Here is an 18,901-nt window from a genome sequence, read left to right as displayed (position 1 = left end):
TATCCGTCGCGTCAGCCGGCCGAACCGCTGCTGGCCAGCACCTCGGAGAGTTCCTTCGCGGCCTGCTGGAGGATCGGCACGATCCGCTCGGTGGCGGCCTCGGTCACCCGGCCGGCCGGGCCGGAGATCGAGATCGCGGCGGAGGTCGGGGAGTTGGGGACGGAGACCGCCAGGCAGCGGACCCCTATCTCCTGCTCGTTGTCGTCCACCGCGTAGCCGACCCGGCGGACCTGCTCCAGGGCGTCCAGGAAACCGTCCGGCGTGGTGATCGTCTTCTCGGTGGCGGCCGGCATCCCGGTCCGCGCGAGCAGGGCCCGCACCTCGTCCGGCGGGGTGTGCGCCAGCAGCGCCTTGCCGACGCCGGTGGAGTGCGGCAGCACCCGGCGGCCGACCTCGGTGAACATGCGCATCGAGTGCTTGGAGGGCACCTGCGCCACGTACACGATCTCGTCGCCGTCGAGCAGCGCCATGTTGGCCGTCTCGCCGGTCTCCTCGACCAGCCGGGCCAGATACGGGCGGGCCCAGGTGCCGAGCAGCCGGGCGGCGGACTCGCCGAGGCGGATCAGGCGCGGGCCGAGCGCGTACCGGCGGTTGGGCTGCTGGCGCACGTATCCGCAGACCACCAGCGTGCGCATCAGCCGGTGAATGGTGGGCAGCGGGAGTCCGCTGCTCGCGGAGAGCTCGCTCAGACCGACCTCGCCCCCGGCATCGGCCATCCGCTCCAGCAGATCGAAGGCGCGCTCAAGGGACTGCACACCGCCGCTGGAACCGGCGGGCTTGGAGTCGGAAGTGCTGGCGTGGGACGGCGGCACGTCAACGGTCCTTTCGAAGCGGAAGAGCAAGGCAGCAGCCTACCGGGCACTTCCCGATCGGCCCACTGTCGCAGGGGCACCGTCCTGGCCGGTCAGGGCTCGTTTGTCCGGGTGTCCGGTGCTGGGCCGCCGGTCGGTGGGGCGCCGCGTATGGCCCATTCTACGTTCCACCCTGCGAAATTAGACTTTTACTTTGTGGAAATCTCCAGTCGGCCTCCCGCGTGGTCGGCTGGACGGCCGGAGCGGAGGATGGGGTCTTGACGGGTCGCATTCCCGAGTGAAGACTCCTTCAACAGTTCGTTGAATTCATGAAGTGGGGAGCACGGGTGTCCGGTACGGACGTGAAGCTGGTACTGCGCTCGACGCGCGTCGTCACACCGGGGGGAACACGCCCCGCCGCGGTGCACATCGCGGGCGGGACGATCGACGCCGTCCTGCCGTACGACGCCGAGGTGCCGCAGGGCGCCCGGGTGGAGGACTTCGGCGACGACGTCCTGCTGCCCGGACTCGTGGACACGCACGTCCATGTGAACGACCCCGGCCGCACCGAGTGGGAAGGCTTCTACACGGCCACCCGCGCCGCCGCGGCCGGCGGGATCACCACCCTGCTCGACATGCCGCTCAACTCCCTCCCGCCGACCACCACCGTCGAGAACCTGCGCGTCAAGCAGCAGGTGGCCGCCCCCAAGGCGCACATCGACACCGGCTTCTGGGGCGGTGCGATCCCCTCGAACGTGAAGGACCTGCGCCCGCTGTACGAGGCCGGGGTCTTCGGGTTCAAGTGCTTCCTCTCGCCCTCCGGCGTCGAGGAGTTCCCCGAGCTGGACCAGGAGCAGCTGGCCCGGTCGATGGCGGAGATCGCCGGCTTCGGCGGACTGCTCATCGTCCACGCGGAGGACCCGCACCACCTGGCGGCCGCCCCGCAGCGCAGCGGCGCGAAGTACGCCGACTTCCTCGCCTCCCGGCCGCGCGACGCCGAGAACACCGCGATCGAGGGGCTGATCGCCCACGCGAAGCGGCTGAACGCCCGCGTCCACGTACTGCACCTGTCCTCCAGCGACGCGCTGCCGCTGATCGCCGCCGCCAAGGCCGAGGGCGTCCGGGTCACCGTCGAGTCCTGCCCGCACTTCCTCACCCTGACCGCCGAGGAAGTACCGGACGGCGCCACCGAGTTCAAGTGCTGCCCGCCCATCCGTGAGGCCGCCAACCAGGACGCGCTGTGGCAGGGGCTCGCCGACGGCACGATCGACTGCATCGTCTCCGACCACTCGCCCTGCACCACCGACCTCAAGACGCCGGACTTCGCGTCCGCCTGGGGCGGCATCTCCTCCCTCCAGCTCGGCCTGCCCGCCATCTGGACCGAGGCCCGCAGGCGCGGCCACTCCCTCGACGACGTCGCCCGCTGGATGTCGGCCGCCCCCGCCGCACTGGCGGGACTGACCGCGAAGGGCGCGATCGAGGCCGGCCGCGACGCCGACTTCGCCGTCCTGGCACCCGACGCGACCTTCACCGTCGACCCGGCCGAGCTCTTCCACCGCAACCAGGTCACCGCCTACGCCGGCCGGACCCTGCACGGCGTCGTGCGGTCGACCTGGCTGCGCGGTGTGCGGATCGCCGCCGAAGGCACCCTCGCCGAGCCCACCGGCCGGCTCCTCGAAAGGAACACCTCACGATGACGGCGACCACGCACTTCACCGGCGACGCGAACCCCTACGGCGGCGGCGACCCGTACGCCGACTACCGCACCGCCGACTTCCCCTTCACCCACCTCGTCGACCTCGCCGACCGGCGGCTCGGCGCGGGCGTGACCGCCGCCAACGACGAGTTCTTCGCGGAGCGCGAGAACCTGCTGAAGCCGGAACCCGCCCACTTCGACCCCGAGCACTTCGGGCACAAGGGCAAGATCATGGACGGCTGGGAGACCCGCCGCCGGCGCGGCGTGAGCGCCGCTCAGCCCCACCCCACGGCCGATGACCACGACTGGGCCCTGGTCCGCCTCGGTGCGCCCGGCGTCGTGCGCGGCATCGTCGTCGACACCGCCCACTTCCGCGGCAACTACCCGCAGGCGGTCTCCGTCGAGGCCGTCGCCCTGCCCGGCTCGCCGTCGCCCGAGGACCTCCTCGCGCCCGACGTGAAGTGGACGACGCTCGTGCCGCGTACGGCCGTCGGCGGCCACGCGGCCAACGGATTCACCGTCGACGCCCCGCAGCGCTTCACCCACCTGCGGGTCAACCAGCACCCCGACGGCGGCATAGCCAGGCTCCGGGTCCACGGCGAAGTCGCCCCGGACCCCGCCTGGCTGACGGCGCTCGGCACCTTCGACCTCGTCGCGCTGGAGAACGGCGGCCGGGTCGAGGACGCGTCCGACCGCTTCTACTCCCCGGCGACGAACACCATCCAGCCCGGCAGGTCCCGCAAGATGGACGACGGCTGGGAGACCCGGCGCCGGCGCGACCGGGGCAACGACTGGATCCACTACCACCTCGTCGAGGAGGCGGAGATCCGCGCAGTCGAGATCGACACCGCCTACCTCAAGGGCAACTCGGCCGGCTGGGCGAGCCTTTCGGCACGCGGGACGGACGGCGGCGACTGGTCCGAGGTACTGCCCCGCACCCGGCTGCAGCCCGACACCAGCCACCGCTTCGTCCTGCCGGAGGCCGTGCGGGCCGGCCAGGTCCGGATCGACATCTTCCCGGACGGCGGCATCTCCCGCCTGCGCCTCTTCGGCTCGCTGACCGAACAGGGCGCCGCGCGGCTGACCGCCCGCCACATCGAGCTGGGCGGCTGAACCGGCCCAGCCACCGGACTGTCCGTATTCGATGGATACGGCAGGGATGTGGGAGCCTTCCGGGGTTGCCGTACGCCCCGACCAGGAGTTGCCATGATCTTCATCGCCGTCAGGTTCACCGTCCGCAGCGCCGAGCGCGACAACTGGCTCCCGGCCGTCGAGGACTTCACCCTCGCCACCCGCCAGGAGCCCGGCAACGTGTTCTTCGACTGGTCCTACAGCGTGGAGAACCCGGACCAGTTCGTGCTGCTGGAGGCGTTCGCGTCCGCCGAGGCCGGTGCCGCCCACGTGCAGTCGGCGCACTTCGCGGCGGCGATGGAGACGATGGCGGACCTGGTCGCGGAGGTGCCCGAGATCATCAACGTCGAGGTGCCCGGCGAGGGCTGGTCCCGCATGGCCGAGGTGCAGCCCCGCACCGGCTGAGACCGGCGGGCGGCGTGCGGCCGCCCGCCCCTCAGAACTCCTCGTGCACCTCGGGGTCCCCGCCGAACCGCTGCTGCGGACCGGCCGAGATGCGGGCCAGCTCGTCCGGCGTCAGGACGAAGCCGAACAGATCGAGGTTCTCCCGCTGCCGCCCCGGATCGGCGGACTTCGGGATCGGCACGGCACCCAGCTGGGTGTGCCAGCGCAGCACCGCCTGACCGGGCGTCGCCCCGTGCGCCGCGGCGATCGCCACGAGCTCCGGATCGGCCAGCAGATCGCGGCCGCGCCCCAGCGGGCTCCAGCTCTCCGTGACGATGCCCTTGGCCGCGTGCACGGCCCGCAGTTCCTCCTGAGGCAGCCGCGGATGCATCTCGATCTGGTTGACGGCGGGCAGCACGCCCGTCTCCTCCTCCAGCCGCGCCAGGTGCTCCGCGGTGAAGTTGGAGACCCCGATCGACCGCACGAGCCCGTCGTCGCGCAACGTGATCAGAGCCCGCCAGGTGTCCACGTAGAGATCGACGCGGGGCAGCGGCCAGTGGATGAGGTACAGGTCCACCTGGTCGAGGCCGAGGTTGCGCCGGGACTCCTCGAACGAGGCGAGGGTCTTCTCGTAACCCTGGTGCCGGCCCGGCACCTTGGTGGTGACGAAGACGTCCTCCCGCGGCACGCCGCTGCGGGCGATGCCGCGCCCGGTGCCGGTCTCGTTGCCGTAGTTCAGCGCGGTGTCGACGAGCCGGTAGCCGCGCCCCAGTGCTCCGGCGACGGCCTCCTCGGCCGCGTCGTCGTCCAGGGGCCAGGTGCCGAGCCCCACCGCGGGGAGCGAACGGCCGTCGTTGAGGGTGTGCACCGGGGTCGCGGGCATGATCGTCCCTTCCGTTGGATCACTGCCCGGCCAGCCTAGGGCGTGATCGGGACGGCAGCCCTCAGGGCTGCCCGCGCCGCCCCGACGCCTCCCGGTGCAACCGGGTGATCACCTCGTCGACCCCGCCCCGCTCGTAGCCGCGGCGGACCAGCTCGAAGGCGACCGTCCGGTCGGGCGGGGCGCCCCCGAGGAGCCGGGTGAGGTAGGCCTCGACCTGGTCGCGGTCGTATCCGCGCCGGGCGATCCGGAGTCCGAACCGTTCGTACAGCGGGCGGTCGTCCTCGTCACCCGGTGCGGACATGAGGCCTCCTCGGAACGGAACCCAACGGGGTCGTTCCCCTCACCCTGCCACGCTCAGGCCGCGTGGCCACCGTCCACGGCCAGTTCCGTACCCGTGATGTACGCCGCCTCGTCACTGGCCAAGTAGGCGATGAGCGCGGCCACTTCGGCGGCCGTACCGAACCGGTCCAGTGCGGTCGCGGCGCGCTGTCCGGCGGCGAACGGGCCGTCGGCGGGGTTCAGATCGGTGTCCACCGCACCGGGCTGGACCAGATTGACCGTGATGCCGCGCGGGCCGAGCTCGCGGGCGAGCGGCTTGGTCAGTCCGGACAGCGCCGACTTGCTCATCGCGTAGAGCGTGCCGCCCGGGCCGCCGGCGTACCGGCTGAGTGCCGTGCCGACGGAGATGATGCGGCCCCCGCGCTCCAGGACCCCGGCCGCCGCCCGGCAGGCCAGGAAGACCGCCCGTACGTTGACGGCGAGCACCCGGTCGACATCGGCGTCGGTGAGTCCCTCGATCGGGCCGAGGACGCCGATGCCCGCGTTGTTGACCAGGATGTCGAGCCGGCCGAAGGTCTCCGCCGCCCGGTGCACGGCCGCGGGGACCGCCTCCGGGTCGGCGGAGTCCGCGCGCAGGGCGACGGCGCGGCGGCCGCCCGCCTCGATCTTGCGCACGACCTCGTGGGCGGCGTCCTCGTCCCGGACGTAGGTCAGCGCCACATCGGCGCCGTCCCGGGCGAGCCGCAGCGCGGTCGCGGCGCCGATGCCGCGGCTGCCGCCGGTGACGAGTGCGGTGCGGTTCGTGCTGACGGTGCTGTTCATCAGGGGTTCCTGTCCGTTGCCGGTCGTGCTGACAGGACCAAGCAAAGCCCTCGGCCGCACCGGATACCGGCGGGAAACGGACGCCCACTCCGGTTCGGCGGCGGGCCGGGACCGATGAGTTCCGGGCGGCGGCGGGGTCGGAACATGTGCACGCCCGACCGGCGGGTGTTCCGAAGGAGCAGGACCATGGCACAGCTGACGCTCACCACCTTTCTGACCCTCGACGGCGTCATGCAGGCCCCCGGCGGGCCCGAGGAGGACCCGAGCGGCGGGTTCGCGTACGGCGGCTGGGTCGCGCCGTTCCTGGACGAGGGCATGGGGCAGTTCATGACCGAGGTGTTCGACCGTGCGGCGGCGTTCCTGCTGGGCCGGTGCACGTACGACATCTTCGCCGCGTACTGGCCGGGAGTCACCGACCCCGACGACCCGATCGCCTCCCGCCTCAACGCCCTTCCCAAGTACGTCGTCTCGACCACGCTGGAGAAGGCCGGCTGGGAGAACACCACAGTGATCTCCGCCGAAGCCGCCGCTGAGGTGGCCCGGCTCAAGGAGGCCACGCAGGGCGGCGAACTGCAGATCCACGGCAGCGGCGTGCTCGCGCAGTCCCTGATGGCGCACGACCTGATCGACACGTACAACCTGCTGGTGTACCCGGTCGTGCTCGGCCGCGGACGCCGGCTCTTCCCCGACGGCGGGCTGCCGACCGCGTTCGAGCTGACCGGCTCCCGGACGACGACCAGCGGCATCGCGATCCAGACCTACCGGCCGACCGGACGCGCCGCCTTCGGCTCGGTCCCGGACGGCACCTGAGCGGGCCGGACCGCGGCTCCGCGGGTCAACTGTCTTGCGGAGGGCTCCAGTCCGCCGACCGGCCGAGCGCCGACAGGACGAGGCGCAGGGTGTCGTCCCCCGGGGCGGGATCCAGTGCGGGCCGGAACGCCGCCCCCGGCAGCTCGCGCCGCGCCCCGCACGGCACGCGCAAGGCGACGGGCAGCGCGGCGTCGAGCACGGCCGCCGGGAATGCCGTACGCACCCCGAGCGAGGCCGCCACGTCCCAGGAGTGCACCACGTAGTCGATGAAGTGGAACCCGATCGCGGTGCTCGCGGCGAACGTCGCCTCCGTGTCGATCTCCGGGAGCGCGAACCTCCGCTCCAGAACGCCCGGTTGGGCGAACGCGTCCAGGACGGCGTGGGCCGTTCCGCGGTACCACCCGGCCGGGTCGTCACCGGACGGACGGGGTTCCCAGACGTCCGGATCGGCCCCTTCGCCCCGCGCCGCGGCGGCGAAGCCGAGGTGCTGGACGCCCATGTGCTCCACGAGGAGACGCAGCGTCCAGCGGTCGCAGGGGGTGGGCCGGTCCCAGTCGCTGGGGCCCGCCAGTTCCACGACGCGGACCGACTCCCGTACTGCGGTGCGGTCGAGTTGCACGATGTCCATCGTCCGGATTCCTTTCGTGGGTCGTGCCGAGCGGGTGTGGCCGGGCCGGTTCAGGAGGTTGCCCCGGGCCAGGGGTCCGCGCCCGTGAGCAGGCGCCGGGCGGACGCGTGCAGGGCGCCGCGGCCGGTGAACGGGGTGTCCCAGGTGGCCGAGCGCAGGGTGCCCCGGTCCCGGTAGGCGTCGACGATCCGCCGGTGGTCGGGGCGCGCGACGAACCCCAGCAGGTGTTCGCGGGCGGTCCAGACCGTGATGGATCCCGTGCGGTTCATCCGGGGGCCGATCTCCGCCCACAGCCACATGCCGACCGCGCCGGGCGTGCGCGGCCAGGTGCGGCGCAGCCGCACACCGGCCGCTCCGACGGAGAGGGTGGTCCAGGGGCGGTGCGTGACGAACTCGGTGACGGAGACGACTACTTCGGTGCCGCGGCCGGGCGGCCCGGCGGCCGGGCCGGCCTGCCAGGCCGTGCTCCAGAGGGTGTTGTGCGGCACGAGTGACCCCTTCCGTGGCGCGGCACGGCCGTCCGCGCCGGATACCCACCACACTACAACTGGACGAACGATCGTGCTGTTTGTTTCGCGCGATGTGTCAGCCGTATTCCCGAAGGCGGCCCGCGTCAGGGTGCGGCCGGCAGCGACGAGGCGTCCACCGCCACCGCCCGCAGCCGTCCCAGGATCGCGCGCGCCGCCCTCGGGTAGCTCTCGGGGCTGTCGCGGAGCACGGAATCGCCGTTGGCCAGTTCCAGGAAGGCGATGATCTCGAAGGCGAGCTGGGCGGCGTCGCAGTCCTCGCGGATCTCACCCAGCGTCCGCGCCTCCTCGATCCGCCGCTCCACGAAGGTGACCCAGCCGGCCTGCGCGGCCACCAGCGCGTCGTGCACGGCACCCTCGCGGGCGTCGAACTCGGCGAGGGCCGCGTAGAAGAAGCAGCCACCCGGGAAGACCCGCTCCCGCGAGTACGCGATCCAGGACTCGTACATCCGCAGAACGCGCCCCAGCCCGGCAGGCGCCGCGCGGGTCGGCCGCACAACGTGTTCGTCGTAGACGGCGACGGCGGTCCGCACGGTCGCCAGCTGGAGCTCCTCCTTGGAGCCGAACAGCGCGAACACGCCGCTCTTGCTCAGCCGCAGGTCCGTGGCCAGCCGGCCGAGGGACAGGCCGTCGAGGCCCTCGACCGACGCGACCGCGGCGGCCCGGGCGAGGACCAGCTGACGGGTGCGATTGCCCCGTTCGACCCTTCCGTCCCGGCGTTCTCCGGCCATCTGGCGACTCCGTGCTCCATAGGTGCGGGCGGCTGCCGTCGGGGCCGGTCCCGGGGCTCGCCATTGTAGGAGGACGCCCGGTAGCGTGATCGCTCCGCGTGCGAGCCAGTGAGGTCTCCACACCAGTCCTGTGGAGAACCAGGAGATCCGGGTGTCCTCTGTCGCCGTGCCCTCCCTCGCCCCGCCGCGCCGGGCGTGGCTGACCGATCTGCCCGTGCTGCTCGTCGCGGTGGTGTGGGGGTCCAGCTATCTCGCCGCCAAGGGCATCACCACTCCGCAGACCGTCATCGCCGTCCTCGTGCTGCGGTTCGCCGTCGTGCTGCCCGTCCTGGTGATCGCCGGACGGTCCCGGCTGCGGGCGCTGAGCGCGGCCCAGTGGCGGGGCGCGGGGCTGCTGGGCCTGGTGCTCAGCGGGATCTTCCTGGTGGAGACGTACGGCATCGTGCACACCTCGGCGACCAACGCCGGGCTCATCATCAGCCTCACCATGATCTTCACCCCGCTCGCCGAGGCCGTCGTGACGCGGACCCGGCCCACCGGGACCTTCCTCTCGGCCGCCGGACTCTCCGTCGCCGGAGTGGTGCTCCTGACCCAGGGCGGCGGATTCACCAGCCCCTCGGCGGGCGATCTGCTGATGCTGGTCGCCGCGCTCGCCCGTACCCTCCACGTGCTCCTGATGGCACGCATCAGGTCCGTGCAGTCGGCGGACTCGCTGTCGCTGACGACCGTCCAGCTCGGCAGCGCGGTCGCCGTGTTCGCCCTGCTCGCCGCCGCCCCCGGCACCGGGGATTCCCCGTGGTCGGTCGCCGCCGGGTTCGGGGTGCGGGAATGGGGCGGGCTGCTGTTCCTGTCGGTCTTCTGCACGCTCTTCGCGTTCTTCGTGCAGATGTGGTCCGTACGCCGCACCTCACCGTCCCGGGTCAGCCTGCTGCTCGGTACGGAACCGCTCTGGGCCGCGGCCGTCGGCATCGCGATCGGCGGCGAACGGCTGGGCGTGCTCGGGGCGGCGGGCGCGGTGCTGGTGCTCGCCGGCACGGCGTGGGGGCGCCGCAGCGCGGACGCCCCCTGACCGCCTCACTCCTTGACCGCGTCCGAGGCGATCATGATCGCGACCCCGGTCACCACCAGCACGATGCAGGCGAACAACGCGTGATCGCCGAGGAACGGCAGCCGCCGCACCAGACCGAAGAAGCTGAACCAGTCGAGCCATTCGTGCAGCAGCCCCGCGGCGCCCTGCACGAAGACCAGGAAGCCGACCGTCTCACAGAGTTTCTTCATGGGGACGAGCCTGGCGGGCCGCGCACGGGTGCCGCGTCGGCCGGTGGTCTGCGCGGCCGGTCCGAAAGTCTCCGCTTCCACGACTTTGGTCGCTCCGCGGACCGCAACGCCCAAAAGCGGCCTCCGGGCCGCATAGCTTTGTCGATATGACGCGTACGGAATACCCCTGGCTGCTGCCCTCGGCGATGGCCGACCCCGAGCTGCCCGGGGACCGGGGCGGCAGATCGCGCCGCACCGTGCGGGACTGGGCCGTCGACATCACGGCCTTCCTCTGCGCGGCGGCCATCGGGATGGCGGCCGTCTCCGCGATCGAGGCGGACGACACCACCCCCGAGGTCTTCGTCCTGGTGGACTCGCTCGTCGGCGCCGCGGCCTGCTGCTCGCTGTGGGTGCGGCGGCGCTGGCCCGTCGGGGTCGCGGTCGGCCTGACACTGCTGTCCACCGTGGAGCCCGCAGCGGCGGGAGCCCTGATGGTGGCCCTGTTCAGCGTGGCCGTGCACCGGCCGTTCCGGCCCGTGGCCCTCGTCGGCGCGGGAGCCCTGCTCGTCGCCCCCGTACAGCCGTACCTGCGCCCCGACCCGTCCACCTCGTTCATGGCGTCCACCGTCATCGGGGTGCTGCTGGTCCTCCTCGTCATCAGCTGGGGCATGGTCGTACGCTCCCGGCGCCAGCTCGTCGTCACCCTGCGCGAACGCGCCCGGCGGGCGGAGACCGAGGCAGGGCTCCGGGCCGAACAGGCCCAGCGGCTGGCCCGGGAGGACATCGCCCGCGAGATGCACGACGTCCTCGCCCACCGGCTGACCCTGCTCAGCGTCCACGCGGGGGCACTGGAGTTCCGGCCGGACGCGCCCCCGGCCGAGGTCGCCCGGGCCGCCGGCGTCATCCGGGACAGCGCCCACGAAGCACTCCAGGACCTCCGCGAGATCATCGGCGTGCTGCGCAGCCCCCGGGACGGCGACGCCGACGGCAACCGGCCGCAGCCGACCCTCGCCTCGCTGGACGGCCTCGTCGCCGAGTCCCGGCAGGCCGGCATGAAGGTCGCCCTCGACAACCACATCGCCGAGCCGTCCGCCGCGCCCGCCGCCACCGGCCGCACGGTCTACCGCATCGCCCAGGAGGGCCTGACCAACGCCCGCAAGCACGCGCCCGGGTCCGAGGTCACCGTCACGGTCAGCGGCGGGCCGGGGCAGGGGATCACCGTGGAGGTGCGCAATCCGGCCCCCACCGAACCCTTCGAGCAGGTGCCGGGCTCCGGCCAGGGACTGATCGGCCTGACCGAACGGGCCACCCTCGCCGGGGGCCGCCTCGACCACGGACCGGAGCCTGACGGCGGGTTCGGGGTGCGGGCCTGGCTACCGTGGTCCTCATGACCACCCCGGCGCCCACCCCCTCCACGCCCCCCGAGTCCCGGCCCGTCCGGCTGCTCATCGTCGACGACGACCCGCTCGTCCGGGCGGGGCTCACCCTCATGCTCGGCGGTGCCGACGGCATCGACATCGTGGGGGAGGGGGCCGACGGCAGCGAGGCGGCCGGACTCGTCGACCGGCTCCGGCCGGACGTGGTGCTGATGGACATCCGGATGCCCGTCATGGACGGGCTGACGGCCACCGAACTGCTGCGCGCCCGCCCGGACGCGCCCGAGGTCGTCGTCCTCACGACGTTCCACGCCGACGAGCAGGTGCTCCGTGCCATCCGGGCCGGAGCCGCGGGCTTCGTCCTCAAGGACACCCCGCCCGCGCAGATCGTCGACTCCGTGCGACGCGTCGCGGCCGGTGACCCCGTCCTGTCGCCCGCGGTCACCCGTCAGCTGATGGCCCGTGCCGCGGGCTCCGGACAGGAGGAACGGGCGGACCGGGCCGAACGGGCGCGGCAGCGGATCGCATCGCTGGCGGACCGGGAGCGCGAGGTCGCGGTCGCCGTCGGACAGGGCCGCTCCAACGCGGAGATCGCCTCGGCGCTGTATCTGAGCGTGGCCACGGTGAAGACCCAGGTGTCACGCATTCTCGCCAAGTTCGGCTTCAACAACCGGGTCCAGATCGCGCTGCTGGTCCACGACGCGGGGCTCCTCGGCGACGACGGTGACGCGGATCCGGCCTGAACCACTCGGCCGCGCGGGAGCGGGCCGCCTAGGCTGACCGTTGCCGGTCCTGGCGGCCGGCGCGACCAGACCGGGAGGGCGGGCCCATGTCCGATGTCGACGCCGATCTGCGCGGAGCAGCCGACTTCGTCGCGAATCCGTACCCCTACTACGCCACGATGCGCGCCAAGGGTCCGGTGCACACCGTGCGCACCGACGACTTCGACCGGGTCTGGCTCGTCGTCGGATACGACGAGGGCCGCGCCGTCCTGGCCGACCAGCGCTTCGGCAAGGACTGGCGGAAACTGCCCGGGCAGACGGCCACCGGCGACCCGATCAACGCCAACATGCTGGAGATGGACGCCCCGGACCACACCCGGCTGCGCAAGCTGGTCGCCCGGGAGTTCACCCCGCGCCGCATCGAGGCGCTGCGCCCCCGCGTGCAGGAGATCACCGACCAACTGCTCGACGCGATGCTGCCCGCCGGGCACGCGGACCTCATCGACGCGCTGGCCTTCCCGCTGCCGATGACCGTCATCTGTGAACTCATCGGAGTGCCCGACCTCGACCGGGCCGGGTTCCGCACGATGTCCAACGCCGTGGTCTCCCCGGCCGGTGCGCAGGAGGAGGGGGACGCGGTCCGCACGATGGGCGCCTATCTCGCCGAGCTGATCGAGGACAAGCGCCGCGCGCCGGGCGACGACCTGCTGAGCGCGCTGATCGCCGCACGGTACGACGACGATGACACGCTGTCGCCCGACGAACTGGTCGGCATGGCCTTCCTGCTCCTGGTCGCCGGCCACGAGACGACGGTCAACCTGATCTCCAACGGGGTGCGCGCCCTGCTCACCCACCCGGGTCAACTCGCTGATCTGCGGGCGGACTTCGGTCTTCTCGACGGGGCGGTCGAGGAGATGCTCCGGCACGAGGGCCCGGTGGAGACCGCCACCTTCCGCTTCGCCCGGGAGGCCGTCGAGATCGGGTCCCGGACGATCGGGGCCGGCGACCCGGTCCTGGTCTCCCTGGCCGGCGCCGACCGGGACCCGGCACGCTATCCCGGGCCCGACCGCTTCGACATCCACCGCGAAGCCCAGGGGCACCTGGCCTTCGGGCACGGAGCCCACTTCTGCATGGGGGCACCGCTGGCCTGGATGGAGGGCCGCATCGCGATCCGTACGCTGCTGGAGCGCTGCCCCGGGCTCGTGCTCGACCCCGGCGCGGGGGAGCCCGACTGGCTGCCGGGCATGCTGATCCGGGGGACGCGCCGGCTCCCGGTGCGCTGGTGAGACAGACTCGGCGGCAGAACTCGCCGACAGGGTGCGGCGGGAGAACCGGATACAGGGAGGAGCCGTCGTGTCAGGACTCGACCTGGGGATGGCACAGAAGGTGCTCGACAGCCAGCCGTTCAGCAGCCTCGTCGGTGCCCGGATCACCGCCTTCGGCGACGGCGCGGCCACGCTGGAGATCGACAGCCGCGCGGAGCTGCACCAGCAGAACGGATTCCTGCACGGCGGCGTGCTCGCGTACGCCGCCGACAACGCACTGACGTTCGCGGCCGGCACGACCCTCGGCCCGGCCGTGCTGACCGGCGGCTTCTCCATCCAGTACCTGCGTCCCGCCACCGGCACCGCACTCGTGGCGCGCGCCGAGGTCGTGCACTCCGGACGCCGGCAGGCCGTGGCGCGCTGCGATCTGTTCGCGGTGGGGGAGGACGGTGCCGAGACCCTCTGCGCCGTCGCCCAGGGCACCGTGCTGAACGCCAACCCGTCCTGAGGGCTGTCCTCAGACGGCCGGGATCTCCGTCAGCTCCACCGGGCGCCCCTCCCGCCGCGACACCTCGCACGCCTCCGCGATCCGCAGGGCGTGCAGCGCCTCCCGGCCGTCGCAAGGATTGGCCGCCTCGCCCCGCACCAGGCGGACGAAGGCGTCGAGTTCGGCCTCGTACGCCGGGGCGAACCGCTCCAGGAACCCGGGCCAGGGCTTGGCGGGAGCGCCGGGGCCCTGCGGCTCGGCGGAGGTGAGCGGTGTGCGGTCGTCCAGGCCGACCGCGAGCTGGTCGTCCTCGCCCGCGAGCTCCATCCGCACGTCGTACCCGGCGCCGTTGCAGCGGGTCGCCGTCGCGGTGACCAGGGTGCCGTCGTCGAGGGTCAGCAGCGCCGCGGCCGTGTCGACGTCACCGGCGGCGCGGAACATCGCAGGACCGGCGTCCGACCCGGTGGCGTACACCCGTGTCACCTCACGGCCCGTCACCCAGCGCACCATGTCGAAGTCGTGGATCAGACAGTCCCGGAACAGGCCGCCGGAGAGCGGGAGGTACGCGGCGGGCGGCGGCGCCGGATCGGAGGTCACCGTCCGCACGGTGTGCAGCCGGCCGAGTGCCCCGCCGCGCACCGCCGCACGGGCCGCCGCGTATCCGGCGTCGAACCGGCGCATGAAACCGAGTTGGAGGACGCTGTGAGCCCGCTCCGCCTCGCGCAGCGCGCCGAGCGTGCCCGCCAGATCCAGGGCGACGGGCTTCTCGCAGAAGGCCGGCAGTCCGGCGCGCGCGGCCCGGCCGATCAGTTCGGCGTGCGCGGAGGTGGCCGAGGCGATCACCACCGCGTCCACGCCCGCGTCGAACACCTCCGCCGCCGTGGCCACGGCGCGCGCCCCGGTCCGGCCGGCGACGGCGGCCGCGCGGACCGGGTCGGTGTCCGTCACCACCAGGGCATCCACCGCGGGATGGCGGGCGAGGACGCCCGCGTGGAAGGAGCCGATCCGGCCGGTGCCGAGGAGTCCGATGCGCATGGACCCAACGTGCCGTCCGCCGGGAACGGTGTCAACTAAATGTCATGACAAATGCGGTTCCGTTCCCGCGAGTCGGTCCCGGGTCATGCTGTCCGGACAACAGGACGACCGGACTACCGGAGATTCGGACGTGCGGGATACGCTCCCCGGCGTGCCGAACCCCACCGCCGACACCGCCGCGCTCGACCTGGACGTGGACCGTGCCAGCCCGGTCCCGCTCTACCACCAGCTCGCCCAGCAGCTGGAGGCGGCCATCGAGCAGGGCCGGCTCGCCCCCGGCGGACTCCTCGGCAACGAGATCGGGCTCGCCGCCCGGCTCGGACTCTCCCGGCCCACCGTCCGCCAGGCCATCCAGTGCCTCGTCGACAAGGGCCTGCTGGTCCGCCGCCGCGGCGTCGGCACCCAGGTGGTGCACAACCGGGTCAGGCGCCCGGTCGAGATCAGCAGCCTGTACGACGACCTGGAGGCCGCCGGCCGGCACCCCACGACCACCGTCCTCGTCCGCACCACCCGGCCCGCGACCATCGCGGTCGCCGCGGCGCTCGGCGTCCCGGAGGGCGCGGAGGTGAGTTACGTCGAGCGGCTCAGGTACGCGGACGGCGAGCCCCTCGCCCTGCTGCGCAACCACCTGCCCGCCGGACTCCTCGACCTCTCCGGGGATCGGCCCGCGGCCACCGGCCTCTACCGGATGATGCGCGGCGCGGGCATCACCCTGCACAGCGCCCGCCAGACCGTGGGCGCCCGCCCAGCCACCGCCGAGGAGGCCGGACGGCTCGCCGAGAGCGAGGGCGCCGCCCTGCTCACGATGGAGCGCACCACCTTCGACGACACCGGCCGGGCCGTCGAGCACGGCACCCACCTCTACCGGGCCTCGCGCCACGCCTTCGATTTCCAGCTCCTCGCCCGGTGACACCGGCGCCCGGCTCTCGTACGGTGACACAGGCTTCCCGGCTACCCGTACGGTGACGACGGCCGCACCCCGGCCGCCCCCGGCGCCGTACACGCCCCGGCCCGACACACGCGCCGCGCCCCTCCGGGCGACGGCGGCACGGGCTCGGGGATACTTGCCCAGCCGGGCCGGGACCGTATGGCCCCGGCTCCACCAGCAGCACAGCGAGCAGCACAAGAAGGGCACGGCGTCGTGGCAAGGGTTCGGACAGGGGTACGTGCGATGGGCGCCGTGCTTGCGGCGGTGCTCGGCGCTTCCCTCATGGGATGCAGCAGCACCGGCGGCAAGCGGGCGGAGGAGCGTGCGGCGCAGGCCGCATCCGAGGGCCGGTCCGCGGTGAACACACCCCGCTGGACCTTCGCCATGGTCACCCACTCGGGCGACGGCGACACCTTCTGGGACATCGTCCAGAAGGGTGCCGACATGGCGGCCAAGAAGGACAACATCAACTTCCTGTACTCGCACAACGACGAGGCGCAGCAGCAGGCCCAGCTCGTCCAGGCCGCCATCGACAAGAAGGTCGACGGGCTGATCGTCACGCTCGCCAAGCCCGACGCCATGAAGGCCGTCGTCGCCAAGGCCGTCAAGGCCGGCATCCCGGTCATCACGGTGAACTCCGGCTCGGCCGAGTCCAAGCGGTACGGCGCGCTCACGCACATCGGCCAGGACGAGTCGATCGCGGGCGAGGCCGTCGGCGACGAGCTCAACGCGCGCGGCCGCAAGAAGGCGCTGTGCATCCTGCACGAGCAGGGCAACGTCGGTCACGAGCAGCGGTGCGCCGGCGCGAAGAAGACCTTCGACGGCGAGATGCAGAACCTGTACGTCGAGGGCACCAACATGCCCGACGTGCAGGCCTCCATCGAGGCGAAGCTCCAGGCGGACAAGGACATCGACGCGGTCGTCACCCTCGGCGCGCCGTTCGCGGACGCCGCCGTCCAGGCGAAGAAGACCGCCGGCAGCAAGGCCGAGATCGACACCTTCGACCTGAACGCCAAGGTCGCAGCCGAGCTCCAGGCCAAGACCCTCGGCTTCGCCGTCGACCAGCAGCCCTACCTCCAGGGGTACGAGGCCGTCGACCTGCTCTGGCTCTACCGCTACAACCGCAACGTGCTCGGCGGCGGACGCCCGGTCCTGACCGGCCCGCAGGTCATCACGTCCGACGACGCCGCCCAGCTGGCCGAGTACGCGGACCGGGGAACCCGATGACCGCGGGGCCCGGTACGTCCTCCGCCGTGGCCGACGAGCGGCTGCTGCGCACCTCGCCGCTGCGCAAGCTGCTCGGCCGCCCCGAGCTCGGCTCGGTCGTCGGCGCGCTCGCCGTCTTCCTCTTCTTCGCGATCGTCGCCGACAGCTTCCTGCGCGCCACCAGCTTCGGCACGGTGCTGTACGCCGCCTCCACCATCGGGATCATGGCGGCGCCGGTGGCGCTGCTGATGATCGGCGGCGAGTTCGACCTCTCCGCGGGTGTGATGGTCACCAGCTCCGCGCTGATCTCGTCGATGTTCAGCTACCAGATGACGGCCAACGTCTGGGTCGGCGTCTTCGTGTCCCTGCTGGTCACGCTCGCCATCGGCGCGTTCAACGGCTTCATGCTGACCCGCACGAAACTGCCGAGCTTCATCATCACGCTCGGCACGTTCCTCATGCTGACCGGACTCAACCTCGGCTTCACCAAGCTGATCAGCGGGACCGTGTCGACGAAGACCATCGGCAACATGGAGGGCTTCCCCTCCGCCCGCAAGCTCTTCGCCTCGTACTGGACCGTCGGCGGCGTCGAGCTGAAGGTCACCATCCTGTGGTGGGCCGTCCTCGTCGCGATCGCCACCTGGATCCTGCTCCGCACCCGCTTCGGCAACTGGATCTACGCCGTCGGCGGCGGCGCCGACGCGGCCCGCGCGGTCGGCGTCCCGGTGATCCGGACCAAGATCGGACTCTACCTCGGCGTGGCCTTCGCCGCCTGGGTCTCCGGCCAGCACCTGCTGTTCAGCTATGACGTGGTGCAGTCCGGCGAGGGCGTCGGCAACGAGCTGATCTACATCATCGCGGCCGTCATCGGCGGCTGTCTGATCACCGGCGGATACGGTTCCGCGATCGGCTCGGCGGTCGGTGCCTTCATCTTCGGCATGACCAGCAAGGGCATCGTGTACGCGGAGTGGAACCCGGACTGGTTCAAGTTCTTCCTCGGAGCCATGCTGCTCCTGGCCACCCTGCTCAACGCATGGGTACGCAAGCGCGCGGAGGCGACGAAATGACGGCCCCCCAGGCATCGAGCGGGCCGGCGGACACCGACCGGCAGGCGCTGGTCGAGCTGGACCACGTCAGCAAGTTCTACGGCAACATCAAGGCGCTCCAGGACGTCTCGCTGGAGGTCCACGCGGGCGAGATCTCCTGCGTCCTCGGGGACAACGGCGCCGGCAAGTCCACCCTGATCAAGATCATCGCGGGGCTGCACCGGCACGACGCCGGGCACTTCCTCATCGACGGCGAGGAGACCACGCTCGCCAATCCGCGCGACGCCCTGGACCGCGGCATCGCCACGGTCTACCAGGACCTCGCCGTGGTCCCCCTGATGCCGGTCTGGCGGAACTTCTTCCTCGGCTCCGAGCCGACGACCGGCAAGGGCCCCTTCAAGCGCCTCGACGTCCGGCTGATGCGGGAGACGACCCGCTCCGCGCTGCTGCGGATGGGCATCGACCTGCGTGACGTCGACCAGCCCATCGGCACCCTCTCCGGCGGCGAGCGCCAGTGCGTCGCCATCGCCCGGGCCGTCCACTTCGGTGCCAAGGTGCTCGTCCTGGACGAGCCGACGGCCGCGCTCGGCGTCAAGCAGTCCGGGGTCGTCCTCAAGTACGTCGCCGCCGCCCGCGACGCCGGCCTCGGCGTGGTCCTCATCACGCACAACCCGCACCACGCCTACCTCGTCGGCGACCGCTTCGTCCTGCTCAAGCGGGGTGCGATGGCGGGCAGCCACACCAAGGACGGCGTCACGCTGGACGAGCTGACCCGCCAGATGGCGGGCGGCAGCGAGCTGGAGGAGCTCAGCCACGAGCTGGAGCGGGCCACCCCCGGCCCGGGTCCCGCCGACGGCCGCCCGGACAAGGGCGACACCTCCGGGTGACGGTGTCCGC

22 protein-coding genes are annotated in these 18,901 nt (G+C 72.4%); 13 read left to right on the top strand and 9 right to left on the bottom strand.

Annotation, left to right across the window (positions count from 1 at the left end):
* Positions 1 to 11: 11 nt before the first annotated feature.
* Positions 12 to 812, bottom strand: coding sequence for an IclR family transcriptional regulator (locus OG521_07820; GenBank protein WUW20703.1), 801 nt, complete (start codon positions 810 to 812; stop codon positions 12 to 14).
* A 326-nt stretch (positions 813 to 1,138) separates the two neighbouring features.
* Between OG521_07820 and allB the strand changes: the two genes are divergently transcribed.
* From allB to OG521_07805, 3 genes are all read left to right on the top strand, one after another.
* Entirely contained in the window at positions 1,139 to 2,488 is a 1,350-nt protein-coding gene (gene allB / locus OG521_07815) for an allantoinase AllB (protein ID WUW26604.1), read from the top strand.
* A complete protein-coding gene (alc, locus tag OG521_07810) occupies positions 2,485 to 3,600 on the top strand; it encodes an allantoicase (protein WUW20702.1) in 1,116 nt (371 codons plus the stop codon). The genes allB and alc overlap by 4 nt, the downstream gene beginning before the upstream one ends.
* A gap of 93 nt (positions 3,601 to 3,693) precedes the next feature.
* Positions 3,694 to 4,023, top strand: a complete 330-nt coding sequence (locus OG521_07805; protein ID WUW20701.1) for an antibiotic biosynthesis monooxygenase — start codon at positions 3,694 to 3,696, stop codon at positions 4,021 to 4,023.
* 31 nt (positions 4,024 to 4,054) lie between these two features.
* On the opposite strand, the gene OG521_07800 is transcribed toward OG521_07805, so the two are convergent.
* The 3 genes from OG521_07800 to OG521_07790 form a co-directional block, all read right to left on the bottom strand.
* Positions 4,055 to 4,885 (bottom strand): aldo/keto reductase, encoded by an 831-nt coding sequence (locus OG521_07800; protein WUW20700.1) that lies wholly within the window; start codon positions 4,883 to 4,885, stop codon positions 4,055 to 4,057.
* A 61-nt stretch (positions 4,886 to 4,946) separates the two neighbouring features.
* Positions 4,947 to 5,186, bottom strand: coding sequence for a hypothetical protein (locus OG521_07795; GenBank protein ID WUW20699.1), 240 nt, complete (start codon positions 5,184 to 5,186; stop codon positions 4,947 to 4,949).
* Positions 5,187 to 5,239: 53 nt separating this feature from the next.
* On the bottom strand, positions 5,240 to 5,986 hold the full coding sequence (locus OG521_07790) for a 3-oxoacyl-ACP reductase FabG (GenBank protein WUW20698.1): 747 nt from the start codon (positions 5,984 to 5,986) through the stop codon (positions 5,240 to 5,242).
* Between the two features lie 186 nt (positions 5,987 to 6,172).
* Here OG521_07790 and OG521_07785 point away from each other — a divergent pair, with 186 nt between their 5' ends.
* Entirely contained in the window at positions 6,173 to 6,796 is a 624-nt protein-coding gene (locus OG521_07785; GenBank protein WUW20697.1) for a dihydrofolate reductase family protein, read from the top strand.
* A gap of 25 nt (positions 6,797 to 6,821) precedes the next feature.
* Here the strand turns inward: OG521_07785 and OG521_07780 are convergent, their stop codons facing one another.
* The 3 genes from OG521_07780 to OG521_07770 all read right to left on the bottom strand — a co-directional run bounded on the left by OG521_07780 (position 6,822) and on the right by OG521_07770 (position 8,682).
* Positions 6,822 to 7,424 carry a TIGR03086 family metal-binding protein gene (locus OG521_07780; GenBank protein ID WUW20696.1) on the bottom strand — a complete coding sequence of 201 codons (603 nt, stop codon included), beginning with the start codon at positions 7,422 to 7,424 and terminating at the stop codon, positions 6,822 to 6,824.
* 50 nt (positions 7,425 to 7,474) lie between these two features.
* The gene (locus tag OG521_07775; GenBank protein WUW20695.1) at positions 7,475 to 7,912 is read right to left on the bottom strand and encodes a hypothetical protein; all 438 of its coding nucleotides are present in this window, start codon (positions 7,910 to 7,912) and stop codon (positions 7,475 to 7,477) included.
* 125 nt (positions 7,913 to 8,037) lie between these two features.
* Positions 8,038 to 8,682 (bottom strand): TetR/AcrR family transcriptional regulator, encoded by a 645-nt coding sequence (locus OG521_07770; GenBank protein WUW20694.1) that lies wholly within the window; start codon positions 8,680 to 8,682, stop codon positions 8,038 to 8,040.
* Positions 8,683 to 8,833: 151 nt separating this feature from the next.
* Here OG521_07770 and OG521_07765 point away from each other — a divergent pair, with 151 nt between their 5' ends.
* A complete protein-coding gene (locus OG521_07765) occupies positions 8,834 to 9,751 on the top strand; it encodes a DMT family transporter (protein WUW20693.1) in 918 nt (305 codons plus the stop codon).
* Positions 9,752 to 9,756: 5 nt separating this feature from the next.
* Here OG521_07765 and OG521_07760 read toward each other — a convergent pair whose 3' ends face one another.
* Positions 9,757 to 9,960, bottom strand: a complete 204-nt coding sequence (locus OG521_07760; GenBank protein WUW20692.1) for a hypothetical protein — start codon at positions 9,958 to 9,960, stop codon at positions 9,757 to 9,759.
* 146 nt (positions 9,961 to 10,106) lie between these two features.
* Between OG521_07760 and OG521_07755 the strand changes: the two genes are divergently transcribed.
* The 4 genes from OG521_07755 to OG521_07740 all read left to right on the top strand — a co-directional run bounded on the left by OG521_07755 (position 10,107) and on the right by OG521_07740 (position 13,810).
* Entirely contained in the window at positions 10,107 to 11,330 is a 1,224-nt protein-coding gene (locus OG521_07755; protein WUW20691.1) for a histidine kinase, read from the top strand.
* Entirely contained in the window at positions 11,327 to 12,058 is a 732-nt protein-coding gene (locus OG521_07750; GenBank protein WUW20690.1) for a response regulator transcription factor, read from the top strand. The genes OG521_07755 and OG521_07750 overlap by 4 nt, the downstream gene beginning before the upstream one ends.
* An 86-nt stretch (positions 12,059 to 12,144) precedes the next feature.
* Positions 12,145 to 13,323 carry a cytochrome P450 gene (locus tag OG521_07745; protein WUW20689.1) on the top strand — a complete coding sequence of 393 codons (1,179 nt, stop codon included), beginning with the start codon at positions 12,145 to 12,147 and terminating at the stop codon, positions 13,321 to 13,323.
* Positions 13,324 to 13,390: 67 nt separating this feature from the next.
* On the top strand, positions 13,391 to 13,810 hold the full coding sequence (locus tag OG521_07740) for a PaaI family thioesterase (GenBank protein ID WUW20688.1): 420 nt from the start codon (positions 13,391 to 13,393) through the stop codon (positions 13,808 to 13,810).
* A 9-nt stretch (positions 13,811 to 13,819) separates the two neighbouring features.
* Here the strand turns inward: OG521_07740 and OG521_07735 are convergent, their stop codons facing one another.
* On the bottom strand, positions 13,820 to 14,824 hold the full coding sequence (locus OG521_07735) for a Gfo/Idh/MocA family oxidoreductase (protein WUW20687.1): 1,005 nt from the start codon (positions 14,822 to 14,824) through the stop codon (positions 13,820 to 13,822).
* 151 nt (positions 14,825 to 14,975) lie between these two features.
* Between OG521_07735 and OG521_07730 the strand changes: the two genes are divergently transcribed.
* The 4 genes from OG521_07730 to OG521_07715 all read left to right on the top strand — a co-directional run bounded on the left by OG521_07730 (position 14,976) and on the right by OG521_07715 (position 18,891).
* Positions 14,976 to 15,734 carry a GntR family transcriptional regulator gene (locus OG521_07730; protein WUW20686.1) on the top strand — a complete coding sequence of 253 codons (759 nt, stop codon included), beginning with the start codon at positions 14,976 to 14,978 and terminating at the stop codon, positions 15,732 to 15,734.
* 261 nt (positions 15,735 to 15,995) lie between these two features.
* A complete protein-coding gene (locus tag OG521_07725; protein ID WUW20685.1) occupies positions 15,996 to 16,979 on the top strand; it encodes a substrate-binding domain-containing protein in 984 nt (327 codons plus the stop codon).
* The gene (locus OG521_07720) at positions 16,976 to 18,025 is read left to right on the top strand and encodes an ABC transporter permease (protein WUW20684.1); all 1,050 of its coding nucleotides are present in this window, start codon (positions 16,976 to 16,978) and stop codon (positions 18,023 to 18,025) included. Before OG521_07725 ends, OG521_07720 begins: the two co-directional genes overlap by 4 nt.
* Complete coding sequence (locus OG521_07715; GenBank protein WUW20683.1) at positions 18,022 to 18,891, top strand: ATP-binding cassette domain-containing protein; 870 nt, start codon at positions 18,022 to 18,024, stop codon at positions 18,889 to 18,891. Before OG521_07720 ends, OG521_07715 begins: the two co-directional genes overlap by 4 nt.
* The last annotated feature ends 10 nt before the right edge of the window (positions 18,892 to 18,901 follow it).

The organism is Streptomyces sp. NBC_01463, assembly GCA_036227345.1.
Taxonomy (GTDB): domain Bacteria; phylum Actinomycetota; class Actinomycetes; order Streptomycetales; family Streptomycetaceae; genus Streptomyces.
Note: the sequence above shows the minus strand (reverse complement) of the source record. Positions and strands in the feature narration are given on the sequence as shown.

Coding starts and splice junctions, on each gene's coding strand:
- alc (WUW20702.1), top strand. CDS start 2,485: ATGACGGCGACCACGCACTTCACCGGCGACGCGAACCCCTACGGCGGC.
- OG521_07805 (WUW20701.1), top strand. CDS start 3,694: ATGATCTTCATCGCCGTCAGGTTCACCGTCCGCAGCGCCGAGCGCGAC.
- OG521_07800 (WUW20700.1), bottom strand. CDS start 4,885: ATGCCCGCGACCCCGGTGCACACCCTCAACGACGGCCGTTCGCTCCCC.
- OG521_07795 (WUW20699.1), bottom strand. CDS start 5,186: ATGTCCGCACCGGGTGACGAGGACGACCGCCCGCTGTACGAACGGTTC.
- OG521_07790 (WUW20698.1), bottom strand. CDS start 5,986: ATGAACAGCACCGTCAGCACGAACCGCACCGCACTCGTCACCGGCGGC.
- OG521_07785 (WUW20697.1), top strand. CDS start 6,173: ATGGCACAGCTGACGCTCACCACCTTTCTGACCCTCGACGGCGTCATG.
- OG521_07780 (WUW20696.1), bottom strand. CDS start 7,424: ATGGACATCGTGCAACTCGACCGCACCGCAGTACGGGAGTCGGTCCGC.
- OG521_07770 (WUW20694.1), bottom strand. CDS start 8,682: ATGGCCGGAGAACGCCGGGACGGAAGGGTCGAACGGGGCAATCGCACC.
- OG521_07760 (WUW20692.1), bottom strand. CDS start 9,960: ATGAAGAAACTCTGTGAGACGGTCGGCTTCCTGGTCTTCGTGCAGGGC.
- OG521_07755 (WUW20691.1), top strand. CDS start 10,107: ATGACGCGTACGGAATACCCCTGGCTGCTGCCCTCGGCGATGGCCGAC.
- OG521_07750 (WUW20690.1), top strand. CDS start 11,327: ATGACCACCCCGGCGCCCACCCCCTCCACGCCCCCCGAGTCCCGGCCC.
- OG521_07745 (WUW20689.1), top strand. CDS start 12,145: ATGTCCGATGTCGACGCCGATCTGCGCGGAGCAGCCGACTTCGTCGCG.
- OG521_07735 (WUW20687.1), bottom strand. CDS start 14,824: ATGCGCATCGGACTCCTCGGCACCGGCCGGATCGGCTCCTTCCACGCG.
- OG521_07725 (WUW20685.1), top strand. CDS start 15,996: ATGGGCGCCGTGCTTGCGGCGGTGCTCGGCGCTTCCCTCATGGGATGC.
- OG521_07720 (WUW20684.1), top strand. CDS start 16,976: ATGACCGCGGGGCCCGGTACGTCCTCCGCCGTGGCCGACGAGCGGCTG.
- OG521_07715 (WUW20683.1), top strand. CDS start 18,022: ATGACGGCCCCCCAGGCATCGAGCGGGCCGGCGGACACCGACCGGCAG.